Annotated in this window: 19 protein-coding genes and 1 pseudogene; 13 read left to right on the forward strand and 7 right to left on the reverse strand. The window is 71.6% G+C overall.

The window, feature by feature from the left end:
* The first annotated feature begins 327 nt into the window (after positions 1-327).
* Positions 328-1,533, forward strand: a complete 1,206-nt coding sequence (locus ACZ6IM_RS37995; RefSeq protein WP_398917475.1) for an IS110 family RNA-guided transposase — start codon at positions 328-330, stop codon at positions 1,531-1,533.
* Here ACZ6IM_RS37995 and ACZ6IM_RS38000 read toward each other — a convergent pair.
* Positions 1,526-2,011 (reverse strand): hypothetical protein, encoded by a 486-nt coding sequence (locus ACZ6IM_RS38000; protein ID WP_319127568.1) that lies wholly within the window; start codon positions 2,009-2,011, stop codon positions 1,526-1,528. The two genes, ACZ6IM_RS37995 and ACZ6IM_RS38000, sit on opposite strands and share 8 nt — an antisense overlap.
* A 1,281-nt stretch (positions 2,012-3,292) precedes the next feature.
* Here ACZ6IM_RS38000 and ACZ6IM_RS38005 point away from each other — a divergent pair.
* On the forward strand, positions 3,293-5,311 hold the full coding sequence (locus ACZ6IM_RS38005; protein WP_469563260.1) for a recombinase family protein: 2,019 nt from the start codon (positions 3,293-3,295) through the stop codon (positions 5,309-5,311).
* Here the strand turns inward: ACZ6IM_RS38005 and ACZ6IM_RS38010 are convergent.
* Positions 5,238-5,576: pseudogene (locus ACZ6IM_RS38010) on the reverse strand (hypothetical protein); the annotation flags it as partial. The gene ACZ6IM_RS38005 and the pseudogene ACZ6IM_RS38010 sit on opposite strands and share 74 nt — an antisense overlap.
* 151 nt (positions 5,577-5,727) lie before the next feature.
* Here ACZ6IM_RS38010 and ggt point away from each other — a divergent pair.
* Positions 5,728-7,539, forward strand: a complete 1,812-nt coding sequence (ggt, locus tag ACZ6IM_RS38015) for a gamma-glutamyltransferase (protein WP_469563263.1) — start codon at positions 5,728-5,730, stop codon at positions 7,537-7,539.
* Here the strand turns inward: ggt and ACZ6IM_RS38020 are convergent, their stop codons facing one another.
* Both ACZ6IM_RS38020 and map read right to left on the reverse strand, forming a co-directional pair.
* Positions 7,540-10,068 (reverse strand): ATP-dependent Clp protease ATP-binding subunit, encoded by a 2,529-nt coding sequence (locus tag ACZ6IM_RS38020; protein WP_052837649.1) that lies wholly within the window; start codon positions 10,066-10,068, stop codon positions 7,540-7,542.
* 818 nt (positions 10,069-10,886) lie between these two features.
* Positions 10,887-11,663, reverse strand: a complete 777-nt coding sequence (gene map / locus ACZ6IM_RS38025; RefSeq protein ID WP_469563266.1) for a type I methionyl aminopeptidase — start codon at positions 11,661-11,663, stop codon at positions 10,887-10,889.
* A 90-nt stretch (positions 11,664-11,753) separates the two neighbouring features.
* Here map and ACZ6IM_RS38030 point away from each other — a divergent pair, with 90 nt between their 5' ends.
* From ACZ6IM_RS38030 to ACZ6IM_RS38065, 8 genes are all read left to right on the forward strand, one after another.
* A complete protein-coding gene (locus ACZ6IM_RS38030) occupies positions 11,754-12,005 on the forward strand; it encodes a helix-turn-helix domain-containing protein (protein WP_007445836.1) in 252 nt (83 codons plus the stop codon).
* A 156-nt stretch (positions 12,006-12,161) separates the two neighbouring features.
* The gene (locus ACZ6IM_RS38035) at positions 12,162-13,004 is read left to right on the forward strand and encodes a nitrilase-related carbon-nitrogen hydrolase (RefSeq protein ID WP_052837651.1); all 843 of its coding nucleotides are present in this window, start codon (positions 12,162-12,164) and stop codon (positions 13,002-13,004) included.
* Complete coding sequence (locus ACZ6IM_RS38040) at positions 13,001-14,284, forward strand: aspartate aminotransferase family protein (RefSeq protein WP_052837652.1); 1,284 nt, start codon at positions 13,001-13,003, stop codon at positions 14,282-14,284. The genes ACZ6IM_RS38035 and ACZ6IM_RS38040 overlap by 4 nt, the downstream gene beginning before the upstream one ends.
* Positions 14,285-14,315: 31 nt before the next feature.
* Positions 14,316-15,932: a PucR family transcriptional regulator gene (locus ACZ6IM_RS38045; RefSeq protein WP_052837653.1), complete on the forward strand. Its 1,617-nt coding sequence runs from the start codon at positions 14,316-14,318 to the stop codon at positions 15,930-15,932.
* A 102-nt stretch (positions 15,933-16,034) separates the two neighbouring features.
* The gene (locus ACZ6IM_RS38050) at positions 16,035-16,877 is read left to right on the forward strand and encodes a nitrilase-related carbon-nitrogen hydrolase (protein WP_469563272.1); all 843 of its coding nucleotides are present in this window, start codon (positions 16,035-16,037) and stop codon (positions 16,875-16,877) included.
* A 34-nt stretch (positions 16,878-16,911) separates the two neighbouring features.
* On the forward strand, positions 16,912-18,315 hold the full coding sequence (gene hydA / locus ACZ6IM_RS38055; RefSeq protein WP_469563274.1) for a dihydropyrimidinase: 1,404 nt from the start codon (positions 16,912-16,914) through the stop codon (positions 18,313-18,315).
* A gap of 11 nt (positions 18,316-18,326) precedes the next feature.
* Complete coding sequence (locus tag ACZ6IM_RS38060; RefSeq protein WP_469563277.1) at positions 18,327-19,349, forward strand: TIGR03842 family LLM class F420-dependent oxidoreductase; 1,023 nt, start codon at positions 18,327-18,329, stop codon at positions 19,347-19,349.
* Between the two features lie 113 nt (positions 19,350-19,462).
* On the forward strand, positions 19,463-21,013 hold the full coding sequence (locus ACZ6IM_RS38065) for an NCS1 family nucleobase:cation symporter-1 (protein ID WP_469563279.1): 1,551 nt from the start codon (positions 19,463-19,465) through the stop codon (positions 21,011-21,013).
* On the opposite strand, the gene ACZ6IM_RS38070 is transcribed toward ACZ6IM_RS38065, so the two are convergent.
* From ACZ6IM_RS38070 to ACZ6IM_RS38080, 3 genes are all read right to left on the reverse strand, one after another.
* Positions 21,004-21,666, reverse strand: coding sequence for a hypothetical protein (locus ACZ6IM_RS38070; RefSeq protein WP_052837658.1), 663 nt, complete (start codon positions 21,664-21,666; stop codon positions 21,004-21,006). The two genes, ACZ6IM_RS38065 and ACZ6IM_RS38070, sit on opposite strands and share 10 nt — an antisense overlap.
* 134 nt (positions 21,667-21,800) lie before the next feature.
* Positions 21,801-22,628 carry a class I SAM-dependent methyltransferase gene (locus tag ACZ6IM_RS38075; protein WP_052837659.1) on the reverse strand — a complete coding sequence of 276 codons (828 nt, stop codon included), beginning with the start codon at positions 22,626-22,628 and terminating at the stop codon, positions 21,801-21,803.
* Entirely contained in the window at positions 22,625-23,638 is a 1,014-nt protein-coding gene (locus ACZ6IM_RS38080) for a carboxymuconolactone decarboxylase family protein (protein WP_469563283.1), read from the reverse strand. The genes ACZ6IM_RS38075 and ACZ6IM_RS38080 overlap by 4 nt, the downstream gene beginning before the upstream one ends.
* A 166-nt stretch (positions 23,639-23,804) precedes the next feature.
* Here ACZ6IM_RS38080 and ACZ6IM_RS38085 point away from each other — a divergent pair, with 166 nt between their 5' ends.
* Positions 23,805-24,953, forward strand: coding sequence for a sensor histidine kinase (locus ACZ6IM_RS38085; RefSeq protein WP_469563286.1), 1,149 nt, complete (start codon positions 23,805-23,807; stop codon positions 24,951-24,953).
* A complete protein-coding gene (locus ACZ6IM_RS38090) occupies positions 24,950-25,624 on the forward strand; it encodes a response regulator (protein WP_052837662.1) in 675 nt (224 codons plus the stop codon). The genes ACZ6IM_RS38085 and ACZ6IM_RS38090 overlap by 4 nt, the downstream gene beginning before the upstream one ends.
* Positions 25,625-25,627: the final 3 nt, after the last annotated feature.

Consider the following 25,627-nt stretch of genomic DNA (forward strand, 5'->3'; position numbering starts at 1 on the left):
CGAGCCGCCAATTACCTTGTGGGTCATACCGGAACGTCGACGCCAGCCTGGCAGCAACCCATCCCGGGCCGCAGGTCGACTATCACAGTTACCTTTTTCGTGGCCCTGCAATGGGGCCTCCGGCCTTCGGGTCCGGCATGACTTCCCCCTCCTGTTGCAGTTCATGATCCGGGGGGGGTGTCACCGGGTCCGGAGGCATCGACGGACCGCTGATGAGGGGCTTGAGCACCGGCTTCACCCAAGGCCGGAAGAGCTCTCCGTAACGTGGATGTGGCAGCTCGGTGCCCAGGCAAGGCCGGACGAGAACGTGACCGGAGGGGCCTGCACGTGATCGACACTGGCGACATCGACGTCTTCCTCGGCCTGGACGTCGGCAAGGGCGAACACCATGCCACCGCCGTCACACCGGCCGGGAAGAAGGCGTTCGACAAGCGCCTGCCCAACACCGAACCCAAACTCCGCGAGCTCTTCGCGAAGTTGCAGGCCAAGCACGGGACGGTGCTGGTCGTGGTCGATCAGCCGGCTTCGATCGGGGCTCTTCCCCTGGCGGTCGCGCGGGACATGGGCTGTCCGGTCGCCTACCTGCCCGGGCTGACGATGCGGAGGATCGCCGACCTCTACCCAGGTGAGGCGAAGACGGACGCGAAGGACGCGTTCATCATCGCGGACGCGGCCCGCGCGATGCCGCACACACTGCGGGCGATCGACGGCGAGGACGAGACGATCGCCGAGCTGGAGATGATCGTGGGCTTCGACGACGACCTCGCAGGGGAAGCGACCAGGGTCGCGAACCGGCTGCACGGCCTGCTGACCCAGATCCATCCCTCACTAGAGCGGGTGTTGGGCCCGCGGTTGCAGCACCCGGCCGTCCTCACGCTGCTGGAACGGTTCGGCTCCCCGGCCCAGATCCGCAAAGCCGGCAGACGGCGACTGGTCACGCTGCTGCGGCCGAAGGCCCCGCGGATGGCCGAGCGACTGGTCGAGGACATATTCGATGCTCTGGACGAGCAGACCGTGACGGTCCCGGGGACCGAGGCGGCCGCGCTGATCGTCCCGAGCCTGGCCGCCTCGCTGACTGCCGTCCTTGACCAGCGCAAGCTGCTAGCCGGGCGGATCGAGGAACTCCTGGAGGACCACCCTCTTTCCAAGGTCCTGACCTCGATGCCGGGCATCGGCGTCAGGACCGGAGCCCGGATCCTGATCGAGGTCGGTGACGGCCGCACCTTCCCGACCGCCAGCCACCTCGCCGCCTACGCCGGACTCGCCCCGACCACCCGGAGCTCGGGCTCATCGATCCGCGGCGAACAACCTTCCCGGAGGGGAAACAAGCAGCTCAAACGGGCCTTCTTCCTCTCCGCCTTCGCCGCACTCGGCGACCCGGCATCGCGGGCCTACTACGACAAGAAGATTGCTCAAGGGAAGCATCACACCCAGGCCCTGCTCTGCCTCGCCAGACGCCGGGCCGACGTCCTGTTCGCGATGCTCCGCGACGGAACCTTCTACGAACCGCAGCCATCGGCCGCAGTCACCTGACCTGCGGGTCTGCGAGGAGAACGACTCGATCAGCCTCGACATCGAAGCCAAGCACCGGATGGTCGGAGTCGCCCTCCGGGTCCATCAGCACCGGCTTGCCCAGCCGCCGGCCGATCTCCCGAAGGAAGCCGCAGAACACATCAAGTCGCTCCTGGCCCTGCAACTCCCGCAGGTCGACGTCGAAGTCGACTTCATCGTCGGCATAGAAACGGAAGATCGCCAACACATCAGCAGTCGGCCAGACCCGCAGGTCAGGGCACTCGGCATCCGCCGGACGGGACAGAACGGCCTCTGCCCGGGGCACCGGAAGCACCCTCTCCCCTTCGGAGTACTGGCACTTCCAGCCCTTCGCCGCGACAAGATCGAGGACCGCCTGCCAGTCCTCCACCGAGGCATCCGGGACACGCACGTCCGGCAACGACCCCATCAAGTCCGGGTCGAAGAGACACTTCACGTCATCCCACAGCAGGTCAGCCACCCCACCATGCTGCCCGGCTCGACGACCCACCGCACCCCCGTTTCCCTTGACCAAAGACATAGGGGCACCCCCCCACGCTCCCGGCGCAGCTCCCTTGAAGATCTGAAGTGCCGGGGCGGCTTTGCCCAGACCGACGAAGGTGTCGCTGGCCCGGATCGATTTGAGGAAGGGGGTCACGGCCTTGGGCAGCCAGCGGTTATCGAAGAACGCGGTGAGGCCAGCCACCGCACGTGTGGTCACCTCGTGACCCGCGGGGGAGCGGTAGTCGGCGCCTTCCGGGCAACCGAACCACGCCTCCCAGTCAATCGCCCCGAGACCCTGGCCGATTGCCCGCCATATCTCTTCGTCCCGAGGACGCATACCCGACATCATGGTGGATTGGCAGACGAGGAAGTGAGGATTTTCCCGAGCGGGTCACCCTTCCCGGCCCGCTTTGCACCAGCCCTTCGTCCGGTGCCCACATCACAGCAACAGCAGACAGGGACTGCGGATCGCACACGGCGGACACCTCTTGCACGCCCGCTGGGCCGGCGGCTACCGGGATACAGGGCCGGTCTCCTGAAAGGCACGGGCACGAAGGGACCGAGAGGCCATTCCCCTGGGGCCTCTTATCGCGCGAAAGGTGGTCGTCTCACCAGGGCCGGTCTTGCGTTCCTACCGGCTGCCCCTCGGTGGCAGCGAGCTTGCAGAGCCTGCCGGGTTCATGATGCGGCGCACAACATAGACCACGATCGCCGGTTAGCCAAACCGGCGATCGTGGTGACCATTGGTGGCGGTCGTGCTCGCTGCGCCTGGCGGTGGGGAGAAGCAGGATCAATGAACGACGCCGCACACCGGAAGAGGGGAGGAGAGTGGCCTGGCGTGACTGAGTCGCAACCTCCGCAAGCGCTGTTGTCGCTGTTGAGGGAATCTCAACTCTTAGTTATGGCGGCATAGAGGCTCAGGTGTGCATTGCATCGGGAAGTCGAATTCCCAATGCGAGCATGACATTTGACTTGATGAATGTCAGAGATCGTGAAGGAGGGCCTATGCAAAGTGGGAGCTCTATACCGGTTGGCGTGGCCGGTAAGTGGCTATGTGAACACTTCAAAGATGACCCAGCGCCCCGGGTCGACATCAGCTTCAGGGACGAGGAGCCGGACCCGGTGGCATACCGGCGCATCCTAGAGATCCTCTTCCAGCCTCGCACCGACACCCCCGCAGCATAAGATCTACGCCACATGGGTGACCCCGGCGGCACCGCAAATGCCCCGGGGTCTGGCCAGTCGCGAAGGGACTGACATGGGCAAGGCTCTCACGCGTGCAGTTGACACCGCACTGCGAACCACCGGTACGGCCCCACTCCGGGCCGTGGACTACCTCCGAGTGTCCACCGAGGAACAGGCCGACGGATACGGCATCGCCTACACCGGGAAAAAGACCGTCCGCTACATCCAGAAGAAGGGCTGGAAGCACGTCGGCACGTACGCCGACGAAGGCTTTAGCGGCAGCCTGGAGGCCGACGACAGGCCGGACCTGCGGCGCCTCATGAAGGACGCTCGCAAGACCCCTCGCCCCTTCGACATGGTCGTGGTCAACGAGGGCCGCGGCATCGGCCGCACCGGCCGCGCCTTCTGGAAATGGGTCTGGGACCTCGAAGACCTCGGCGTATACGTCGCCGTGGTCAAGAAGGACTACGACAACTCGACACCGGCCGGCCGCAGTCAAATGCGCAAGGACGCCGACTACGCCGAGGAAGAGCGCGAGCTGATCCGCGAACGCACCCAGGGTGGCATCCAGGAGAAGGCCGAGGATGGCCTGTACCCGGGCGGCATGGTCCCCTTCGGCTGGGACGTCGCCGAGCGCGGCAAGAAGGGCGCCTCACACTACGTCGTCCACAAGGAGGAGGCGGCGACCCTGCGCCGAGCGCGGGAAGTCTTCCTGGAGAAGCGCAGCTGGGAGGAGACGGCGCTGATCCTCAACAGCGAGAAGCGCCTGACCCGGTCCGGAAACGGCTGGACCGCCAAGAACATCCGCTGCCGCCTCCTGGGCGATGCGGCCCTGGAAAGCCGCGTCACATGGCGAGGCCACGACGCTCAGCGAGACCAGGACGGCAACCCGATCTACGGGGAAACCGTCGTGATCAACCTCCCGTCGATCTTCACGGACGAGGAGGTCCAGGAGTTGAAGTCCGCCATGGAAAGCCGCCGGCCGTCGACCAAAACCCGGTCCCGCATCTACCTCCTGACCGGCCTCATGACCAGCCCCTGCGGCAAGACCTACGAGGGCCACCAGCACCGGCCCACAGAGGTCATCTACCGATGCAAGGGCCGGCACGAGTCGTACGCCGGAGCGGGCGACCGCTGCACCTGCCCCTACCTCGAAGCCACCAGCATCGAGAAGCAGGTCTGGAAAGACGTTATGGCGACACTCGGCGACGCCGACCGCATGAAAGCCATGGCCCAAGACTGGCTGAACGCCACCAGCCACAAGCGCATGGACTACACCAAGCGCATCGCCGAACTGGACCAGCGGATCGCCGAAACTGAAGACCTCATCGACATCACCGCAGCCACCGCCGCCAAGCGCGCCCTGCGCCGCGGCCTGAGCCGCGAGGAGGCCGAGGAGGCCGCGGAGCGGGCCGCCAAGCCCCACGAAGACGAACTCGCCGGGCTGGAGAAGCTACGCCGTGAGGCAGAAGCGTGGCAGAGGGAGGCTGCAGAGACAGGCCGCTGGCTTCAGAACTTGGAGCGCCTGGCCGAGGTCGCCGGGCGCAACCTGCAGGACGTAGAGCCTGCCGAAAAGGCCGAGCTGCTGCGCATGATGAAGACACGAGCGGAAGTCCTCCGCTGCGCTCCGAGGCGCAAGGGCGTTGCCTGCGCGGTACGGGAGTGGTTCGTGGCCGCCGGCCGTTGCGTCCCCGTCCTCACGGACGATGCTTGGGAGCGGATCGCGCCGCTGATGGGCGGTCCGCGCTGCACCATCGACCGCCGGGTGATGGTCGAAGCACTCCTGGAGAAGGCAACTTCGGGCGCCCGCTACAAGGAGCTGGCGCCGAAGTACGGCGTCGACTGGAAGACGCTCCAGACCCAGGCGAACCGGTGGCTGAACCGGGGTGTCTGGGCCGAGGCGATGAAGGTGTTGGCCGACGCTGAGTGTGTCCCGGTGTGGCAGCCGGACCCGGTCGAGATCAAGGTGACATTCGCGCCGCTGGCTCTTGAGTCCAGAGTGGGAGTCGAGGAACGGGACGGTTCGAACCGGGGCCGCCGACACAGAACTCCGTGCGCTCGCCGAAGCCCTGGCCGACCATGTCCTGGGTGACCACCTGGGCGTGCGCGCCGCAGTCCTTGATCAGCGCGGACAGCTCCAGCAGGGCGAAGACGTCGAAGCGGTGGACGGCCGGTTCGGACGCGGCCGGGTCCCGGTTGACGACGAGCAGCGACTCGGAGCTGTCCGGCAGCCCGAAGAACGCCTGCTTGCGGCGGAGTCTCCGCTTCCACAGGTAGGTGCGGGCGAGCCAGCCCAGCGTGGCGCTGATGCCCGCCGCGACCACACCCAGGACGATGTTGCGTACGTCGTCAGTCATGTGCGCGCATGCTAGCGGGCGTCCACGTACCTGTGTTCGACGGGCAGCGGTGTGCGGGCGGACCGTGCGCCCGACACGCGCTTCCCGGTGTTCCTGACGCGGCCATGACGATCAACTAAGCTGCCCGGACGGCCCTTCCCTGGAGGTGCGGATGCGTCGCCCTGTCGCACGGAATCTGACGGTCCTGGCGGTCTCGGCCGCCGTGGTGGTGTCGGTGGGGGCGGCCGCGCCGCCCACGCCCCGGAGCGGGCCCGCGGCCCCCAAGACCCCGGTGGCCGTCGGGTACGGCGGCGCGGTCGCCAGCGTCGACCAGGACGCCTCCGCCGCCGGCATCGAGGTGCTCCGCAAGGGCGGCAACGCCGTCGACGCCGCCGTGGCCACCGCCGCGGCCCTCGGCGTCACCGAGCCCTACTCCGCGGGGGTCGGGGGCGGCGGCTACTTCGTCTACTACGACGCCAAGTCCCGCACCGTACGCACCATCGACGGCCGCGAGACCGCGCCGCTCACCGCCGACGACAAGCTGTTCACGGAGAACGGGAAGCCGCTCGCCTTCGCCGACGCCGTCACCAGTGGCCTTGCCGTCGGCACCCCGGGCACACCCGCCACCTGGCAGACCGCCCTCGACCGGTGGGGCAGCCGCACGCTCTCCTCGGTGCTGAAGCCCGCCGAGCGCCTCGCCCGGCACGGCTTCACCGTCGACGAGACCTTCCGCTCGCAGACCGCCTCCAACGAGCAGCGGTTCCGCTACTTCCCGGACACCGCCGAGCTGTTCCTGCCGGGGGGCGAACTCCCCGCCGTCGGCTCGACGTTCAAGAACCCGGACCTGGCCCGCACCTATCAGGAGCTGGGCCGCGAGGGCGTCGGCGCGGTCTACCGCGGCGAACTCGGCGAGGACATCGTCGACACCGTCAACGAGCCGCCCGTCGACCCGGACTCCGGCTGGAACGCCCGCCCCGGCGACCTGTCCGCCAAGGACCTCGCCGCCTACGAGGCCAAGCTCCAGGCGCCGACCAAGACCTCCTACCGCGGCCTGGACGTCTACTCCATCGCACCCTCCTCCTCCGGCGGCACCACGGTCGGCGAGGCCCTCAACATCCTGGAGCGCAGCGACCTCTCCACCGCCGACAAGGCCGGCTACCTGCACCGCTACATCGAGGCCAGCCGCATCGCGTTCGCCGACCGCGGGCGCTGGGTCGGCGACCCGGCCTTCGAGGACGTACCGGCGAAGGAACTGCTGTCGCAGCGGTACGCCGACTCGCGCGCCTGCCTGATCAAGGACGACGCGGTGCTCACCAGCCCCCTCGCCCCCGGCGACCCGAGGCACCCGGCCTCCTGCGCGGACGGCGGCACGGCCGCGCCGACGACGTACGAAGGTGAGAACACCACACACCTGACGGTGGCCGACAAGTGGGGCAACGTCGTCGCCTACACGCTCACCATCGAGCAGACCGGCGGCAGCGGCATCACCGTGCCGGGGCGCGGCTTCCTGCTCAACAACGAGCTGACGGACTTCTCCTTCGCCCCGGCCGACCCGGCCGTCCACGACCCGAACCTGCCCGGCCCCGGCAAGCGCCCGCGCTCCTCGATCGCTCCGACGATCGTCCTGGACCGGCACCACCAGCCGGTGGTGGCGCTCGGCTCGCCCGGCGGCGCCACCATCATCACCACCGTGCTCCAGACCCTCACCGGCTTCCTCGACCGCGGACTCCCGCTCGTCGACGCGATCGCCGCCCCGCGCGCCAGCCAGCGCAACGCCGCCCAGACCGAGCTGGAACCCGGCCTCTACGACAGCGGCGTACGGGCGGAGCTGGAGGCCATCGGGCACTCCTTCAAACCCAACCCCGAGATCGGCGCCGCGACCGCCGTGCAGCGACTGGCGAACGGGGAGTGGCTGGCCGCCGCGGAGAAGGAACGGCGCGGCGGCGGCTCGGCCATGGTGGTCCGGCCGGTGCGACAGAAGTAGTCAGAGTTCGGGGACGGGCCGCTGCGGCGTGCGGAACGCCAGCCGCCCGTCCTCGACGTCGACCGTCACCCGGCCGCCGTCCGCGACCCGCCCGTCGAGCAGCAGCCGGGACAGCTCGTTGTCGACCTCGCGCTGGATGGTGCGGCGCAGCGGGCGGGCGCCGTACTCGGGCTGGTAGCCGCGCTCGGCGAGCCAGTCCACGGCCGCGTCGGTGAAGTCGACGGTGATGCCCTGCGCGTGCACCATGCGGCGGGTCTGCTCCAGGAGCAGGCTGGTGATCTGCCGCAGCTGCTCGCCGCTGAGCTGGCGGAAGACCACGATCTCGTCGACGCGGTTGAGGAACTCGGGCCGGAAGTGCTCCCGCAGCGGACGCAGCACCTGCTCGCGCCGGGCCTCCTCGTCCGCCTCCGCGCCGCCCGCGCCGAAGCCGATCCCGGCGCCGCGCCGGGTGATCACGTCGGAGCCCAGGTTGCTGGTCATCACGACGACCGTGTTGGAGAAGTCCACGGTGCGGCCCTGCGAGTCGGTCAGCCGTCCGTCGTCCAGGACCTGGAGCAGGATGTTGAAGACGTCCGGGTGCGCCTTCTCCACCTCGTCGAGCAGCAGCAGCGAGTACGGGTGGCGGCGCACCACCTCGGTGAGCTGACCGGCCTCCTCGTGCCCGACGTAGCCGGGCGGGGCGCCGACCAGGCGGCTGACCGTGTGGCGCTCCTGGTACTCGCTCATGTCGAGGCGGACCATCCGGTCCTCGCTGCCGAACAGCGCCTCGGCCAGCGCCCTGGCCAGCTCGGTCTTGCCGACGCCGGTCGGGCCGAGGAAGAGGAAGCTGCCGATGGGCCGGTCGGGGCTGGACAGCCCGGCGCGGGAGCGGAGCACGGCGTCGGAGACGACCCGTACGGCCTCGTCCTGGCCGACCACGCGCTCGTGCAGGTGGGACTCCAGACCCAGCAGGCGGTCCTTCTCCTCCTGGGTGAGGCTGCTGACCGGGATGCCGGTCTGCCGGGAGACCACCTCGGCGATGGACTCGGTGCCCACGACCAGGTTCAGTCCCTCGTCGGCCTCGCCGTCGCCGGTGGCCTCGGTGATCCGCTGCTTCAGCTCGACGATCCGGTCCCGCAGCTGCGTCGCCTGCTCGTACTGCTCGTCCGCGACCGCCTGGTCCTTGTCCCGGACCAGCTGGTCGACCTCGCGCTCCAGGGCCCGCACGTCGGTGCCCTTGGTACGCGACTGGAGCCGGACGCGGGCACCCGCCTGGTCGATCAGGTCGATGGCCTTGTCGGGCAGCCGCCGGTCGGTGAGGTAGCGGTCGGACATCTCCACGGCCGCGACCAGTGCCTCGTCGGTGTAGCGGACCTGGTGGTGGGCCTCGTAGCGGTCGCGCAGTCCGCGCAGGATCTCGATCGCGTCGGCGGTGGTGGGCTCCGGCACCAGGATCGGCTGGAAGCGGCGGGCGAGGGCGGCGTCCTTCTCGATCCTGCGGTACTCCTCCAGCGTGGTGGCGCCCACGATGTGCAGCTCGCCGCGGGCCAGGGCCGGCTTGAGGATGTTCCCGGCGTCCATCGAGCCGCTCTCGCCGCCCCCGCCGGCGCCGACGACGGTGTGCAGCTCGTCGATGAAGATGATCAGCTCGTCGGAGTGGGCGCGGATCTCGCCCACGATGTTGTTCATCCGCTCCTCGAAGTCGCCCCGGTAGCGGGTGCCCGCGACCACGCCGGTCAGGTCCAGGGCGACCACCCGGCGCCCGATCAGCACGTCGGGCACGTCGCCGTCGGTGATGCGCTGTGCCAGGCCCTCCACGATCGCGGTCTTGCCGACACCGGCGTCACCGATCAGGACGGGGTTGTTCTTGCCGCGCCGGGAGAGCACCTCGACGGTCTGCTCGATCTCCTCCTCGCGCCCGATCACCGGGTCGATCCGCCCCTGCTGGGCCAGATCGGTGAGGTCACGGCCGTACTTGTCGAGGGTGGGGGTGTTCGTGGTCCGGGCGCTCTCGGTGCGGCCCTTCGCGGCCTCCGGCGTCTCCGTGGGCAGGTTCGAGGGGGCGAACCGGGCCGCGTTCAGGATGTGCCCGGCGGCCGAGTCCGGGTTGGCGGCCAGGGCGCTGAGCACGTGCTCCGGGCCGATGTACCCGGTGCCGGTGGAGCGGGCCAGCTCGTGCGCGTCGAGCAGGGCGCGCTTGACGGCCGGGGTGAGCGAGAGCGACGTGGGCGGCGGGACCTCGCCCGGCGGGTGCTGCACCGGTCCGGTCCGCTCGTCGATCTGCGAGGCCAGCGAGTCGGGGTCGGCACCGGCCCGGCTGAGCAGTCCCCGGGTCGGCTCGGTGGCGAGGGCCGCCCGCAGCAGGTGCTCGGTGTCCAGGTCGCGGCTGCCGTGCTCGGCGGCGTACTGGGCCGCGCCGCGCACCAGCTCCCGGGCGGGCTGGCTGAGCAGCCGGCCGATGTCGATCTGCCGGGGCCGGGGCCCGCCGAAGAAGCGCGCCAGGAATTCCGCGAACGGGTCGCCCTCCGGGCCCATGTAGCCGCTGGTCATCGTGTACCGACCTCCGCTGCATCGCTGATCGACGTGCCGGGGCCGGGTAACCCGGCAGGCATGCGGTCATGCCCAACATGACACGTTCTGTTCCACCGGGCATGCCGGGACCCCGCCCGCGCGGGGCCTTCGTCCACCCCGGCAACCGCCCGCCACCCCACGGCACGCACGGCCCCAGGCCCCGGACCGGGTTCGGGCCGGCTCCGACCCGGTCCCGGCCACCGGCTCCGACCCCGGTCCCGGCCACCGGCTCGGTCCCCGGCCCGGCCACCGGCTCGGCTTCGGACACGGACCTTGGGTGGGCTCTCGATCCGGACTCCGGACTCCGGACTCTGACCAGAGATTCTGGGCACGCCCCGGGCTTCCGCCTCCGCCCGGCTCCGGGCTCGGGCCATGGGCGGGTTCGAGTTCGGTCCTCGGCTCGGGCCGCGGCTCGGTGCCGGGCCCGGTCCCCGACCCGGGTGCAGCGTCCGAGCCCGGGCGGGTGCGGACCGCCGGCCCGCCTCACGGCCTGGGCCAGGCTCCGACACGTGGTGCTCGGGGGGACGGCCCGGACCAGGCCCGGTTCGGGCTCACGCCCCGGACCAGGCCCGGTTCGGGCTCACGCCCCGGGCCTCCGCTCGGCCCCTGGCGGGCCCCGGTCGGGCTCTCGATCCGAACCCCAGGCTCGGACCGGTGCCCCGGCGCACGGCCCGGGTCTCCGCCTCCGCTCGGCGCCGGGCTCGGTCCCCCCCGGCCGGACCGCTCCGCCCCGGGGCCCGGCCGGGGGCTCGATTCGGAGTCGGCGCGGTCAGGGCCGGGCTCGGTGGGGGGCGGGTTCAGAGGCTGTCCCTCGATGTCAGGACGCGCGGGCCGCTGTCCGTGATGGCCACGGTGTGCTCCACGTGGGCCGCCCGGGAGCCGTCGTTGGTGCGCAGGGTCCAGCCGTCGGGAGCCGCGTGGTAGTCGTCGCGGCCGCCGGCGATCAGCATGGGCTCGATGGCGATGACCATGCCGTGCCGCAGCGGGAGCCCGCGCCCCGGGCGGCCCTCGTTGGGCACGCCCGGGTCCTCGTGCATGTGCCGGCCGATGCCGTGACCGCCGAAGTCCTCCATGATCCCGTAGCCGCCCGAGCGGCACACCGTGCCGATGGCGTGGGCGATGTCGCCGATGCGGTTGCCGACGACGGCCGCCTCGATGCCCGCGTCGAGCGCCCGCTCCGCGGTCTCGATCAGGGTGAGGTCGGCCGGGCGCGGGGTGCCCACGACGAAGCTGAGCGCCGAGTCGCCCGCCCAGCCGTCCAGGAGGGCGCCGCAGTCGATGGAGACCAGGTCCCCGTCGCGCAGCCGGTAGCCGTCCGGGATGCCGTGCACGATCGCGTCGTTCACCGACGCGCAGATGACGCCGGGGAAGGGCGTCGGAGCGAAGGAGGGCCGGTACCCGAGGAACGGCGAGCCCGCGCCCGCCTCCCGCAGCACCTCGTGCGCCACCGCGTCCAGCTCCAGCAGGGACACGCCCACGTCCGCGGCCCGCCGTACGGCGGTCAGGGCGCGCGCGACGACCTGTCCGGCCGCGTGCATGGCATCGATCGATGTGTCCGTCTTCAGTTCCACCATGCCAATTACTATACCGGTATTTTAATTGGAGTCGCGACGTGCGTCGGCACGCCCGGGGCCGGTACGGGAAACCGGTATTAGAATGACGACATGGTACGCACCCCTCTGACCCCCGAAGAGCGCGAGCGCGGCGAGCAGCTCGGCCGCCTGCTCCGCGCGGCCCGCGGCGAGCGGAGCATGACGGCGGTCGCCGCCCAGGCCGGCATCTCCGCCGAGACACTGCGCAAGATCGAGACCGGCCGGGCGCCCACCCCGGCGTTCTTCACGGTGGCCGCGCTGGCCGGCGCGCTGGGGCTGTCCATGGACGAGCTGGTGGGCAGGTGCGCCCCCGTGCCGGCCTGAGGCGGCGGCACTCACCCACAGGAGTGCGAAACACGATCGACACCGCGCCTTGACGACGATGGTCTTGGCAAGCCCCTCCGGCCAGGCTTACGTTCGTCCCCCTACGGCCTGCTCTACGGGCGTAGAGGCTCTGACGTCGTGTCGAAGGAGCAGCTCATGGCCAACGTCGTACGTGCCGCTCTCGTCCAGGCCACCTGGACCGGCGACACCGAGTCCATGGTGGCGAAACACGAGGAGCATGCCCGCGAGGCCGCCCGGCGGGGTGCCAAGGTCATCGGGTTCCAGGAGGTGTTCAACGCCCCCTACTTCTGCCAGGTCCAGGACCCCGAGCACTACCGCTGGGCCGAGCCGGTGCCCGACGGCCCCACCACCCGCCGTATGCAGGAGCTGGCCCGCGAGACCGGCATGGTGCTCGTCGTCCCCGTCTTCGAGGTCGAGCAGTCCGGCTTCTACTACAACACCGCGGCCGTGATCGACGCCGACGGCACCGTCCTCGGCACCTACCGCAAGCATCACATCCCGCAGGTCAAGGGCTTCTGGGAGAAGTTCTACTTCCGCCCCGGCAACCTCGGCTGGCCGGTCTTCGACACCGCCGTCGGCAAGGTCGGCGTGTACATCTGCTACGACCGTCACTTTCCCGAGGGGTGGCGCCAACTCGGCCTCGGCGGCGCCCAGCTGGTCTACAACCCGTCCGCCACCCACCGCGGCCTCTCCGCCCACCTGTGGCAGCTGGAGCAGCCCGCCGCGGCCGTCGCCAACGAGTACTTCGTCGCCGCCATCAACCGCGTCGGCGTCGAGGAGTACGGGGACAACGACTTCTACGGCACGTCGTACTTCGTCGACCCGCGCGGGCAGTTCGTCGGCGAGACGGCCAGCGACACCAAGGAGGAGCTGGTCGTCCGCGACCTGGACTTCGACCTCATCGACGAGGTCCGGCAGCAGTGGGCCTTCTACCGCGACCGCCGCCCCGACGCCTACGAGGGGCTGGTGCGGCCGTGACCCGTGACCTCTTCGCCCGCCACCGCGCCGTCCTGCCCGACTGGCTCGCCCTCTACTACGAGGACCCGCTGGAGATCACCCACGGCGAGGGCCGGCACGTCTGGGACGCCGCCGGCAACAAGTACCTCGACTTCTTCGGCGGCATCCTCACCACGATGACCGCACACGCCCTGCCCGAGGTCACCAAGGCCGTCGCCGAACAGGCCGGCCGGATCATCCACTCCTCGACCCTCTACCTCAACCGCCCGATGGTCGAACTCGCCGAACGCGTCGCCCAGCTGTCCGGCATCCCCGACGCCCGCGTCTTCTTCACCACCTCCGGCACCGAGGCCAACGACACCGCCCTGCTGCTCGCCACCACCCACCGGCGCAGCAACACGATCCTGGCGATGCGCAACAGCTACCACGGCCGCTCCTTCAGCGCCGTCGGCATCACCGGCAACCGCGGCTGGTCCCCGACCTCCCTCTCCCCGCTCCAGACCCTCTACGTGCACGGCGGCGTCCGCACCCGCGGCCCCTACGCCCACCTGGACGACCGGGACTTCATCGACGCCTGCGTGGACGACCTCGAGGACCTGCTCGGCCACACCCGAGCCCCCGCCGCCCTGATCGCCGAACCCGTCCAGGGCGTCGGCGGCTTCACCTCCCCGCCGGACGGCCTGTACGCGGCCTTCCGCGAGGTGCTGCACGAGCGCGGCATCCTGTGGATCGCCGACGAGGTGCAGACCGGCTGGGGACGCACCGGCGAGCACTTCTGGGGCTGGCAGGCGCACGGGCGGAGTGGCCCGCCGGACATCGTCACCTTCGCCAAGGGCATCGGCAACGGCATGTCGATCGGCGGCGTCATCGCCCGCGCCGAGATCATGAACTGCCTCGACGCCAACAGCATCTCCACCTTCGGCGGCACCCAGGTCACCATGGCCGCGGGCCTCGCCAACCTCAACCACCTCCTGGAGCACGACCTCCAGGGCAACGCCCGGCGCGTCGGCGGCCTGCTCATCGAACGCCTGCGGGCCGCCGCCGCGCAGGTGCCGCACGTGCGCGAGGTGCGCGGGCGCGGGCTGATGATCGGCGTCGAGCTGACCCGGCCGGGCACCGACGAGGCCGCCCCCGAGGCGGCGTCCACCGTCCTGGAGGAGGCCCGCGCCGGCGGGCTGCTCGTCGGCAAGGGCGGCGGCCACCGCACCAGCGTCCTGCGCATCGCCCCGCCGATGTCCCTCACCGTCGCGGAGGCCGAGGAGGGCGCCGCCATCCTCGAACGCGCCCTGCGGAGCATCTGACCGCCGCGTCCCGAGCCCAGGAGGCGCTGCCATGACCACCACCTCGCAGACCCCGGCCCAGCAGCCCCGGGAGCCCTGGGAGCCGGCTCTCTCGGTCCGTCAGGTCCTCGGCCTCGAACGGGTGCAGGCCGGACAGCCCGAGGTGGTGGCCGGTGCCCACCGGCTCGACCGGCCGGTGCGCTGGGTGCACGTCGCCGAGGCCGCCGACGTCGGCGTGATGCTCACCGGCGGCGAGATGGTCCTCACCACCGGCGTGCTCCTCGCCGGTGACGAGGACAAGCAGGGCGAGTACGTCCGCTCCCTGGACCGTGCCGAGGCCGCGGCCGTCGTGCTCGGCCTCGGCCGCGCCTTCCCCGCCCCGCCCGACGTGATGCGCAGGGCGGCCGAGCGCTGCGGGCTGCCCATGGTCGTCCTGCACCGGCCCTTCCCCTTCGCCGAACTGACCGAGGAGGTCCAGTCCCGGCTGCTGCGGCGCAAGTTCGCCGCCGTCAGCCTCTCCGAGGCGGTCCGCACCGAGCTGACCGGCCTGATCACCGCGGGCGCCCCGGTGCAGCGCCTGCTCGACGAGGTGGCCCGGCACGCCGTCTGCCCGGTGGTCGTCACCAACCTCGCCCACCGCGTCCTCGCCACGGCCGGGGAGCGGGCGGCCGTCGACGACGTGCTCCGGGACTGGGAACGCATCGCCCGCCAGGCCGGTGCCGGGTCCGCCGACGGCTGGATCCGCGCCGAACTGAGCTGCCGCGGGGAGCGTTGGGGCCGCCTGGTGCTGTGCGGCTACGGCGGGGACCGCGCCGCCGGACGGCTGCTCGCCGACCGGGCCGCCGAGGCCCTCGTGCTGCACCGCATGCTCGCCGGTGACGGCACCCACGCCCACGGCACCGGCGGCTCCCGGGACACCTGGGAGGAACACTCCGCGCGGAGCCTGCTCACCGACCTGGTCAGCGGGGCGGTACCCGCGCGGCAGCTGCTGCCCCGGGCGCGCGCCGCGGGGCTGCCGGTCAACCGGCGCGTCTTCGTCCCCCTCGTCGTCCGCGAGCGGGACCCCGCCCGGCCCGCCCGGGTACTGCGGCGGCTCGGGCTGCCCGGGCTCGCCGCCGGGCTCGCCGACGAGCGTGTGGCCGTCCTGCTCAGCCTCGCCCCCGACCAGGACGCCCGGGCCCTGACCGCCCACTTCGCGACCCGGCTGCGATCGGAACCGGACTCCCGCCACGCCGTGGTCGCCGCCGCCGAAGCCCGCCCCGACTGGGCCGACGTGCCGGCCGGACTGCGCGAGGCCCAGCACGTCGCCGACGCCGTCGCTGACTCCGCGACCGCCCTGGACCTGCCGCCCGTCGTGCGCCTGCGCGACATCCACCTGCGCGGGCTGGTGCGGCTGCTGCGCGACGACCCGCACGTGCAGTCCTTCGCCGAACGCGAGCTGGACGGGCTGCTGCGCGGCCCCGACCAGGACCTGCTGCCCGTCCTGCGCACCTACCTCGCCACCGGCCGCAACAAGTCCCGCACCGCCCAGCTCCACCACGTCTCCCGGCCCGCGCTCTACCGCCGCCTCGAAGCCATACAGGGCCGCCTCGGCGTCGACCTCGACGACTTCGAGCAGGCCGCCTCCGTCCACATCGCGCTCCTCGCCCACGACGCACAACAGGGGTGACACCGTGCAATGCCCGACCCCCGCAGACGTGACACCGTGCCACTCATTTCGGCCAACCGGCGTCCCTAGTCTCGCCGTACACCGAGCGAGTGGAGGCCGAAGATGAGCCGAGTGATCCGTGCCGCGCTCTTCCAGACCGCCTGGACGGGCGACAAGGAATCGATGATCCAGGTCCACGAGCAGGCGGTGCGCGACGCCGCCGCCCAGGGCGCACAGGTCATGTGCTTCCAGGAGCTGTTCTACGGACCGTACTTCTGCCAGGTCCAGGACCCCGGGTTCTACGCCTACGCCGAGCGCGTTCCGGACGGCCCGACGGTGGAGCGCTTCCAGCGGCTCGCCCGTGAGCACGGCATCGTCCTGGTGCTCCCCATGTACGAGGAGGAGCAGCCCGGCGTCCTCTACAACACCGCCGCCGTCATCGACGCCGACGGCTCCTACCTCGGCAAGTACCGCAAGACGCACATCCCCCAGGTGCGCGGATTCTGGGAGAAGTTCTACTTCCGCCCCGGCAACTCCGGCTGGCCGGTCTTCGACACCGCCGTCGGCAAGATCGGCGTCTACATCTGCTACGACCGGCACTTCCCCGAGGGCTGGCGGGCGCTGGGCCTGGAGGGAGCCGAGATCGTCTTCAACCCGTCGGCCACCTCGCGCGGCCTGTCCGGCTACCTGTGGCAGCTGGAGCAGCCGGCCGCGGCCGTCGCCAACGAGTACTTCGTCGGCGCCATCAACCGCGTCGGCGTCGAGGAGTTGGGCGACAACGACTTCTACGGCACCTCGTACTTCGTCGACCCCGAGGCCCAGTTCGTCGGCGAGGTCGCGAGCGACAAGGAGACCGAACTCGTCGTCCGCGACCTCGACATGGCCAAGCTGCGCGAGGTCCGCGACCGCTGGCAGTTCTACCGCGACCGCGCACCGGGCGCCTACTCCCCGCTGACCGCGCCCTGACCCACCGGGGCCCCTGACAGGAGGGAACAGCAGCATGAACAGCCGTACCGTCGTCCGCGGCGGCCTCGTCATCACCGCGTCCGACGAGATCCACGCCGACGTCCTGATCGAGGACGGCCGCGTCGCCGCCCTCGCCGCGACCGGCACCCAGGCGGCCGAGGCCTTCGATGCCGAGCGGGTGATAGACGCGAGCGGCAAGTACGTCATCCCGGGCGGTGTCGACGGCCACACCCACATGGAGATGCCCTTCGGCGGCACCTACGCCGCCGACACCTTCGAGACCGGCACCCGGGCCGCCGCCTGGGGCGGCACCACCACCATCGTCGACTTCGCCATCCAGAGCGTCGGACACTCCCTTCGCTCCGGCCTGGACGCCTGGCACGCCAAGGCCGAGGGCAACTGCGCCATCGACTACGGCTTCCACATGATCGTCTCCGACGTCAACGAGAACACCCTCAAGGAGATGGACCTGCTCGTGGAGGAGGGCGTCACCTCCTTCAAGCAGTTCATGGCCTACCCCGGAGTCTTCTACTCCGACGACGGCCAGATCCTGCGGGCCATGCAGCGCGCCGCCGACAACGGCGGCCTGATCATGATGCACGCCGAGAACGGCATCGCCATCGACGTCCTGGTCGAGCAGGCCCTCGCCCGCGGCGAGACCGACCCCCGCTACCACGGCGAGGTCCGCAAGGCCCTCCTGGAGGCCGAGGCCACCCACCGAGCCATCCGGCTCGCCCAGGTCGCCGGGGCGCCGCTGTACGTCGTGCACGTCTCGGCGACGGAGGCGGTCGCCGAGCTGACCCGGGCCCGCGACGAGGGCCTCCCCGTCTTCGGCGAGACCTGCCCGCAGTACCTGTTCCTGTCCACCGACAACCTCGCCGAGCCCGGCTTCGAGGGCGCCAAGTACGTGTGCAGCACCCCGCTCAGGCCCAGGGAGCACCAGGCGGCGCTGTGGCGGGGCCTGCGCACCAACGACCTCCAGGTGGTCTCCACCGACCACTGCCCCTTCTGCTTCAGCGGACAGAAGGAACTGGGCCGGGGCGACTTCTCCAAGATCCCCAACGGGATGCCGGGCGTCGAGAACCGCATGGACCTGCTCCACCAGGCCGTCGTCGACGGGCACATCAGCCGCCGCCGCTGGATCGAGATCGCCTGTGCCACCCCGGCCCGGATGTTCGGCCTCTACCCGAAGAAGGGCACCATCGCGCCCGGTGCCGACGCCGACATCGTCGTCTACGACCCGCACACCGAGCAGGTCGTCTCCGCCGAGACCCATCACATGAACGTCGACTACTCGGCCTACGAGGGCCGGCGGATCACCGGCCGGGTGGAGACCGTGCTCTCGCGCGGCGAACCGGTCGTCACCGAGCGGGAGTACACCGGGCGCAAGGGCCACGGCGTCTACACCCCGCGCGCCACCTGTCAGTACCTGAACTAGGAGTGGTGCCCATGGACTTCGGACTCGTCCTGCAGACCGACCCCCCGGCCTCCCGCGTCGTGGACCTGATGAAACGGGCCGAGCACAACGGCTTCACCCACGGCTGGACCTTCGACTCCGCCGTGCTGTGGCAGGAACCGTTCGTGATCTACAGCCAGGTCCTGGCCCACACCAGCACACTGAAGATCGGTCCGATGGTCACCAACCCGGGCACCCGCACCTGGGAGGTGACCGCCTCCACCTTCGCCACCCTCAACGACATGTTCGGCAACCGCACCGTCTGCGGCATCGGCCGCGGCGACTCCGCGATGCGGGTCGCGGGACGCAAGCCCAACACCCTCGCCCGGATAAGCGAAGCCATCAGGGTCATCCGCGCGCTGGGCAGGGGAGAGGAGGCCGACCTCGGCGGCGGCACCGTCGTCCGGTTCCCCTGGATCAGACCCGGCGCCGAAGTCCCCGTGTGGATGGCCGCGTACGGCCCCAAGGCCCTGAAGATGACCGGCGAGGAGGCCGACGGCTTCATCCTCCAACTCGCCGACCTCTACCTCACCGAGTACATGGTCAAGGCCGTCCGGGACGCCGCCGAGGCCGCCGGACGCGACCCCTCCGAGGTGACGGTCTGCGTCGCCGCCCCGGCCTACGTCACCGCCGACGACTCGCCCGAGGCCCTCGCCCACGCGCGCGAGCAGTGCCGCTGGTTCGGCGGCATGGTCGGCAACCACGTCGCCGACCTGGTCGCCAAGTACGGCGCCCACACCGGGGCCGTGCCCGACGAACTCACCGACTACATCAAGGCCCGCGACGGCTACGACTACGCCCACCACGGGCGCAGCGGCAACCCCGACACCCAGTTCGTGCCGGACGAGATCGTCGACCGGTTCTGCCTGATCGGGCCGGTCGAGAAGCACATCGAGAAGCTGACCGCCCTGCGCGCCCTCGGCGTCGACCAGTTCGCGCTCTACGACATGCACGACGCACAGGAAGCCGTGATCGACACCTACGGCACCAAGGTCATCCCGGCCGTCAACGCCTGACCCACCCCTGCCCGCCCCGCGCTCCGGGGCGGGCGGGCCCTGGGCGCACCCGCGCACCCCCCTCGGCACCGCCCGCACGGCCTCTCCCGTCCTCTCGCATGATTGGCCTGCCCATGACCGACACCGCGCCCACGGCCATACCGCCGTCCGCCCAAGTCACCCTCCCCGACGGGCGCGTGGAGCTCGCCCCGGGCTCCCCGCCGCCGAGCGGCCCCTACGCCAACGAGGACCTGCTGCCGGTCCCCGTCGAGGGGCGCACCTGGACCACGTACAACTTCTCCGCCCTGTGGGTCGGCATGGCCCACAACACGGCCTCCTGGACGCTCGCCTCCGGTCTCATCGCGGTCGGCATGGACTGGAAGCAGGCGGTGTTCACCATCGCCCTGGCCAACCTGATCGTCCTCGCCCCGATGCTGCTCACCGGGCACGCGGGACCGAAGTACGGCATCCCCTTCCCGGTCTTCGCCCGTGCCTCCTTCGGCATCCGGGGCGCCAACCTGCCCGCCGTGGTGCGGGCGTTGGTGGCGTGCGGCTGGTTCGGCATCCAGACCTGGATCGGCGGCGAGGCGATCTACTTCCTGGCCGGCAAGCTGATCGGCGACGGCTGGACCGGCGCCGCGACGGTCGGCGGCCACGCCTGGACGATGTGGCTGTCCTTCGCGATCTTCTGGGCGCTCCAGGTCGCCATCATCTACCGGGGCATGGAGACCATCCGCCGCTTCGAGAACTGGGCGGCGCCCTTCGTCCTCGTCGGCGCCTTCGTGATGCTGTGGTGGATGGCCGACAAGGCGGGAGGCTTCGGCCCGCTCTTCGACCAGCCCTCGAAGCTGGGCTGGGGCGGCGACTTCTGGAAGCTGTTCTGGCCCTCCCTGATGGGCATGATCGGCTTCTGGTCCACACTGTCCCTCAACATCCCGGACTTCACCCGCTACGGGAAGAGCCAGAAGGCCCAGACCCGGGGACAGGCCCTCGGCCTGCCGACGACGATGACCCTCTTCGCCTTCCTGTCCGTGATGGTCACCTCCGGCTCGCAGGCCGTGTACGGCGAGCCGATCTGGGACCCGGTGCAGCTCGCCGCGAAGACGGACAACGTGGTGGGCCTGCTCTTCGCCCTGGTGACCGTGCTGGTGGCGACCCTGTCCGTGAACATCGCGGCCAACCTGGTCTCACCGGCCTTCGACTTCTCCAACGTCGCACCGCGCAAGGTGAGTTTCCGGGCGGGCGCGCTCATCACGTCCGTCCTGGCCGTGCTGATCTTTCCGTGGAAGCTGTACTCCGACCCGCAGGGCTACATCTTCACCTGGCTCGGCCTGGTCGGCGGGCTCCTCGGCACGGTGGCCGGCATCCTGATCGCCGACTACTGGATCCTGCGCCGCGCCCGTCTGCACCTCGTCGACCTGTACCGCAGGGGCGGGCGCTACTGGTACGAGGGAGGCTGGAACTGGCGTGCGGTGCTCGCCTTCGCCGTCGGCGGCGTCCTGGCCATCGGCGGGGCCGACTTCCACCCCCTGATCGACGGCCGCCCCGTCCCCTTCCTCGAACCCCTGGCCGACTACGGCTGGGCGGTGGGCCTGGGCACGTCGCTGGTCCTCTACCTGGCCCTGATGCTGCTGCCCGCGACCCGGCCCGGTGCCGACGCGGTCGGCCCCGCCGCTCAGCCCTGACCGTCCCGCAAGGCGGCCACCGCCTCCTTGGCCGCCTTGATGGCACCCTTGTTGATCTCGGTCGTGCCGGGGGCCTTCTTCGACTCGAAGTCGCTGCCGTTGTACGTGATCATCACCAGGGCGTTGGCCGCGCGGACCAGTACGGTGCCCTCGCGGGTCTGCTGCTTGTCCTCGGTGGTGAGGTTCACGACCGAGTAGGCGCTGTCGCCGAGGCCCGGGACGGCACCGCCGCCGCTGCGGTCGGCGACCCGTTCCTGGTACGACTTCCGCGCCGCCTCGTCGGTCTGCATCACCTCGAAGGAGACGTCGAGCCAGCGGTAGTCGTAGCCCTTGAGCGCGTTCCAGGAACAGGTGCGGCGCACCGCGGTGTCCGTGGACGGGATCTCCTTGCCGGCCGCCTTGGCGCCGGGCACCAGCGAGGTGGCCGTCTTCCCGGCCAGGGCCTCGCAGGGTGCCGGTGCGGTGGCGTAGGTCTTGGTCGCCGCCTGGGTCGCCGGTGCGGAGGCCGATCTGTTCGTGGTGTCGGGCGGCGTCCTGTCCTTCGCGGCCGGTGACGTGTCCGGCCCGGACGACAGCGCCCAGCCCGCCGTGGCGAGCACGGCGACCGGTGCCAGACGGGCGGTCAGGGCGAGCGGCAGAGGAAGAGAACGCACGGCGCACTTCTCGTGGGGGACGGTGCGGAGGGTGCCCGCACTGCGGACGGGACGCCAGTGTCACACGAGTCCTGGTGGGGCGGAAGGGCGAACTCGGTGCGTGGCCGCACGGTGACGCAGACGGACGGCGCTCCTCAGGGCCGCACGGCCGCCACCAGCCACACGCCGGCCCGCATCCGTACGCCGGTGTCCGTGGCGTGCGGGAGCAGCACCGCCTCCAGCTCGGCGAGCCGTCCCGCGGGAAGCGGACGGCCCGGATACCGCGACAGCAGGAAGTCGACCGCGTCCCGGACGTCCCGGCCCCACACCGCCTCCACCGCGACCGGGGTGACCGACACCTCCCGGTACCCGGCCCCGGAGAGGACCTCGCGGACGCGTTCGGGGTCGGAGAGCGAGGCCATCGCGCCCTGCGCGGCGACCTCGCCGGGGCCGGCGTCCTCGTCGACGAGCCGGGCGAACAGGCCCAGCGTCCGGGCCTCTTGGGAGTGCTGTCCGGGCGGCTGCGGGCAGACGAACGCGAGCCGCCCGCCCGGGCGCAGGGCCCGCGCCAGATTGCGGAAGGCGGCGACGTGGTCCTCGAAGAACATCACGCCGCCCCGGCTGACGACCACGTCGTACCCCTCCGCCGGGAACCGGTGCACCTGCGCGTCGGCGCACTCGTACGCCGCGTTCGCGACACCCTCGGCGGCGGTGCTCGCACGGGCCCGCTCCAGCAGCGGCGCGGAGATGTCGACGCCCACCGCGTGCCCGGGGGAGGCGAGGCGGGCCGCGATCCGGGTCGTCGCGCCGGCCCCGCAGCCGACGTCGAGGACACGGTCGCCGGGCGCGACGGCCGCCGCGCCGAACAGGGCGTCGTTCACCCCGGCCAGCATCGCGTCGTAGCGGGCCTGGTGGACGGCCCAGTGCGTGCCGACCGGGCCGTTCCACACCTCGGCCTGGCGGGAGTTTGCGGCGGGGGTCATGACTTCTCCCGAAGGGTGGGGCGGTCGGCGGGCGCCGTCAGGGCGGTCTCGATGCGGTCGACGGCGGCGAACGCGCCGTATGCGACGAGGTGCACCAGGCAGTGGTCGGTGTGCTCGGGACGCCGCCACGCCGCGACGTCCGCGTCCGTGATCCGGTACGGCGCGAGCGCGGCCAGCAGCGCCAGCCGTGCGCCGGGCCGCTCCCGCCGGTCGGGGAACGGGTCGGGGGCGAGGGGCGGGTGTGAGCCGTCCCAGTCGCGCAGGGTGGCGCGTACGAGGTCCTGGTCGTCGGCGTCCAGGAGACCGGCGCCCATCGGCGCGGTGGCGCCGAGCGCCGCGTACGCGGGGCCGACCGGTGTCCCCGCCGCCCATGCCGGTCCCCGGCCGGGGTCGTCCAGCAGAGGGAGGGAGGCGCCGGGCACGGCGGTTCGCCGCACGGTACGGGACAGCGACCGGCCCGCCAGGCTCCGCACCGGACGCAGCCGCTGCGCGTCGCACGGCAGCAGTCTCTCGGTCACCAGGGACGACACGACGCGGTTGATGAAGTGGAAGGCCAGCACGGTGCCGAGATAGCCGGGAGCCTCCTCGGGCGGGAACGGATACGGCTCCCGCGCGGCGCCCGGGACACGGGTGCGCCGCGCCCAGTCGAGCACGCGCGCGTGCCGCTCGTCCGCCGGTTCCTGCCCCCGGGCCAGCCGTTCGGCCAGGGCGTGGCCGCCGGTGGCGTGCAGCAGCATGGTGTGCGCGTCCACGCAGAACCGGCACTTGTTGGCCTGCGACACCCCGAAGGCGGCGACCTCCTTGCCGGTCCGGTCGCCGGGGCCGGCGAGCAGGGACTCGCGCATCAGCGCCCAGGCCGGGGCGAGGAGCGCGGGTGCCGAGGAGAGGGCCACGAAGGGGGCGGGCTCGGGGATGCCGAAGTCCCGAGCGGCCTGTGCGTAGACCTCGGCGACGCGGCCGGTGGCCGCCTTCGGGGGCAGCGGTTCGGTGTGACGGAAGGGTGTGGGCATGGACAGCAGCCTGCGCCGCCGGGGCCCCCTCGGTCGTCGTACGGCCGGATGCGTTCGACGCTGCGCCGCCCGGGCCGGTCGGGCGGCCGACTACTTCGCCGGGAGTAGTCCGCAAGCCGTCCACAGGGCCGACGCGGCGGCCCACGGCGACGCATAGGGTGCGGGCATGAGTGGGCGTCGGATCGATCGCGAACGGCTCGCCGACGTGGTCCTCGCGGCCGTGGTCGGCGTGCTCGGCACGGCGGTCGCCGCCTTCGACGAGGACACCACGGCACTCGACCACGTGCTCGTCGTCCTCGCCTCGGCGGCGCTCGCCTTCCACCGCGCTGCCCCGCGCGCGGTGCTGGCCGTCGCCACCGTCCTCGGCACGGCGTACGTCGTGCACGCGCACCCCGGCCCGCTGTCCGCGCTGCCCGTCCTGGGCGCCGTGCACACCGCGGCCCGGGTCGGCCACCGGGGTGTCGCGGCGGCCGGCAGCGCCGTGTTCCTGGCCGGATACGTGGCCACCGGACCCGGCACCCAGAACGTGGCCGAGCGGGCCGGACTGCTCGCCGGCTGGTTCCTGTGCGCCGTCGTGACCGGGCTCGCCGACCGGAACTGGCAGGCGTACCTGCGCCAGACCGAACAGCGGGCGCTGGAGGCGGAACGCACCCGGGAGGAGGCGGCCCTGCGCCGCGCCGGGGAGGAACGGCTGCGGATCGCCCGTGAGTTGCACGACTCCCTGACACACAGCATCTCCATCGTCAAACTCCAGGCCACCGTCGCCGTCCACCTGGCCCGCAAACGCGGCGACGAGGTGCCGCCCGCGCTGCTCGCCATCCAGGAGGCCAGTGGCGAGGCGATGCGCGAGTTGCGTTCCGCCCTCCAGGTGCTGCGGGCCGACGAACCCGCCGGCACGCCGGCGCTGCTCGTGGAGCGGGCCCGCGCGGCGGGACTCGCCGTCGACCTGACCGTCACCGGGGACGAGCGTCCGCTGCCCCGGGCGCTCGACCGCGCCGCCTACCGCATCGTGCAGGAGGCCCTCACCAACGCGGCCCGGCACGCCGGCCCGGCGAAGGTGCGGGTCCGCATCGACTACGGCACGCGCAGCACGGGGCGGAACGGGGGAGACAGGGGCCGGTCCGTGGGGGAACTGACGATCGACGTGGACGACGACGGAGCCGCCGACCCGGCCCGCCCGCCGGTGCCCGGCACCGGCCTGACCGGCATGCGCGAACGCGTGAGCGCCCTCGGCGGCACCCTGCGCGCCGCCCCGCGCGCGGAGGGCGGATTCTCGGTGCGCGCACGGCTCCCGCTGGCGGAGGAGACGGTATGAGCGGAGTCGTCCGGGTCGCCCTCGTCGACGACCAGGCACTGATGCGGGCCGGCTTCCGGGCGCTGCTCGACGCCGAGGAGGGCGTCGAGGTGGTCGGCGAGGCCGCCGACGGGGAACAGGGCGTGGCGCTGGTGCGGGCCCAGGTGCCCGACGTGGCGCTGGTCGACGTGCAGATGCCGGTGATGTCGGGCATCGAGGCGACCCGCCGCATCGCCGCCGACCCCGCCCTCGCCGCCGTGCGCGTCGTCATCCTCACCAACTACGGACTGGACGAGTACGTCTTCGAGGCACTGCGGGCGGGCGCCAGCGGCTTCCTCCTCAAGGACACCGAGCCCGCCGACCTGCTCCAGGCCATCGACGTGGTGGCGCACGGCGAGGCGCTGCTCTCCCCGTCGGTCACCCGCACCCTGATCGGCGAGTTCGTCGCCCGGCCCCCGGACCGGACCACCGCACCCGGCCTGGACGCCCTCACCCGCCGGGAACGGGAGGTCACCGCGCTGGCCGCCCGCGGCCTGAGCAACGAGGAGATCGCCGCCCACATGGTGATCAGTCCACTGACCGCCAAGACGCACATCAGCCGCGCGATGACCAAGCTGGGCGCCCGCGACCGCGCCCAACTCGTGGTGTTCGCCTATGAGTCGGGCCTGGTCGCGGTGCGCGGCACGGCCTAGTGG

The organism is Streptomyces sp. NPDC042336, from assembly GCF_055581985.1.

Bases quoted from the DNA above. Each gene is read 5' to 3' on its own strand.
- ACZ6IM_RS38005 (WP_469563260.1), top strand. From the start codon at position 3,293: ATGGGCAAGGCTCTCACGCGTGCAGTTGACACCGCACTGCGAACCACC.
- ACZ6IM_RS38090 (WP_052837662.1), top strand. From the start codon at position 24,950: ATGAGCGGAGTCGTCCGGGTCGCCCTCGTCGACGACCAGGCACTGATG.
- ACZ6IM_RS38020 (WP_052837649.1), bottom strand. From the start codon at position 10,068: ATGACCAGCGGCTACATGGGCCCGGAGGGCGACCCGTTCGCGGAATTC.
- ACZ6IM_RS38030 (WP_007445836.1), top strand. From the start codon at position 11,754: ATGGTACGCACCCCTCTGACCCCCGAAGAGCGCGAGCGCGGCGAGCAG.
- ACZ6IM_RS38085 (WP_469563286.1), top strand. From the start codon at position 23,805: ATGAGTGGGCGTCGGATCGATCGCGAACGGCTCGCCGACGTGGTCCTC.
- map (WP_469563266.1), bottom strand. From the start codon at position 11,663: ATGGTGGAACTGAAGACGGACACATCGATCGATGCCATGCACGCGGCC.
- ACZ6IM_RS38080 (WP_469563283.1), bottom strand. From the start codon at position 23,638: ATGCCCACACCCTTCCGTCACACCGAACCGCTGCCCCCGAAGGCGGCC.
- ACZ6IM_RS38065 (WP_469563279.1), top strand. From the start codon at position 19,463: ATGACCGACACCGCGCCCACGGCCATACCGCCGTCCGCCCAAGTCACC.
- hydA (WP_469563274.1), top strand. From the start codon at position 16,912: ATGAACAGCCGTACCGTCGTCCGCGGCGGCCTCGTCATCACCGCGTCC.
- ACZ6IM_RS38045 (WP_052837653.1), top strand. From the start codon at position 14,316: ATGACCACCACCTCGCAGACCCCGGCCCAGCAGCCCCGGGAGCCCTGG.
- ACZ6IM_RS38050 (WP_469563272.1), top strand. From the start codon at position 16,035: ATGAGCCGAGTGATCCGTGCCGCGCTCTTCCAGACCGCCTGGACGGGC.
- ACZ6IM_RS38075 (WP_052837659.1), bottom strand. From the start codon at position 22,628: ATGACCCCCGCCGCAAACTCCCGCCAGGCCGAGGTGTGGAACGGCCCG.
- ACZ6IM_RS38060 (WP_469563277.1), top strand. From the start codon at position 18,327: ATGGACTTCGGACTCGTCCTGCAGACCGACCCCCCGGCCTCCCGCGTC.
- ACZ6IM_RS38035 (WP_052837651.1), top strand. From the start codon at position 12,162: ATGGCCAACGTCGTACGTGCCGCTCTCGTCCAGGCCACCTGGACCGGC.
- ggt (WP_469563263.1), top strand. From the start codon at position 5,728: ATGCGTCGCCCTGTCGCACGGAATCTGACGGTCCTGGCGGTCTCGGCC.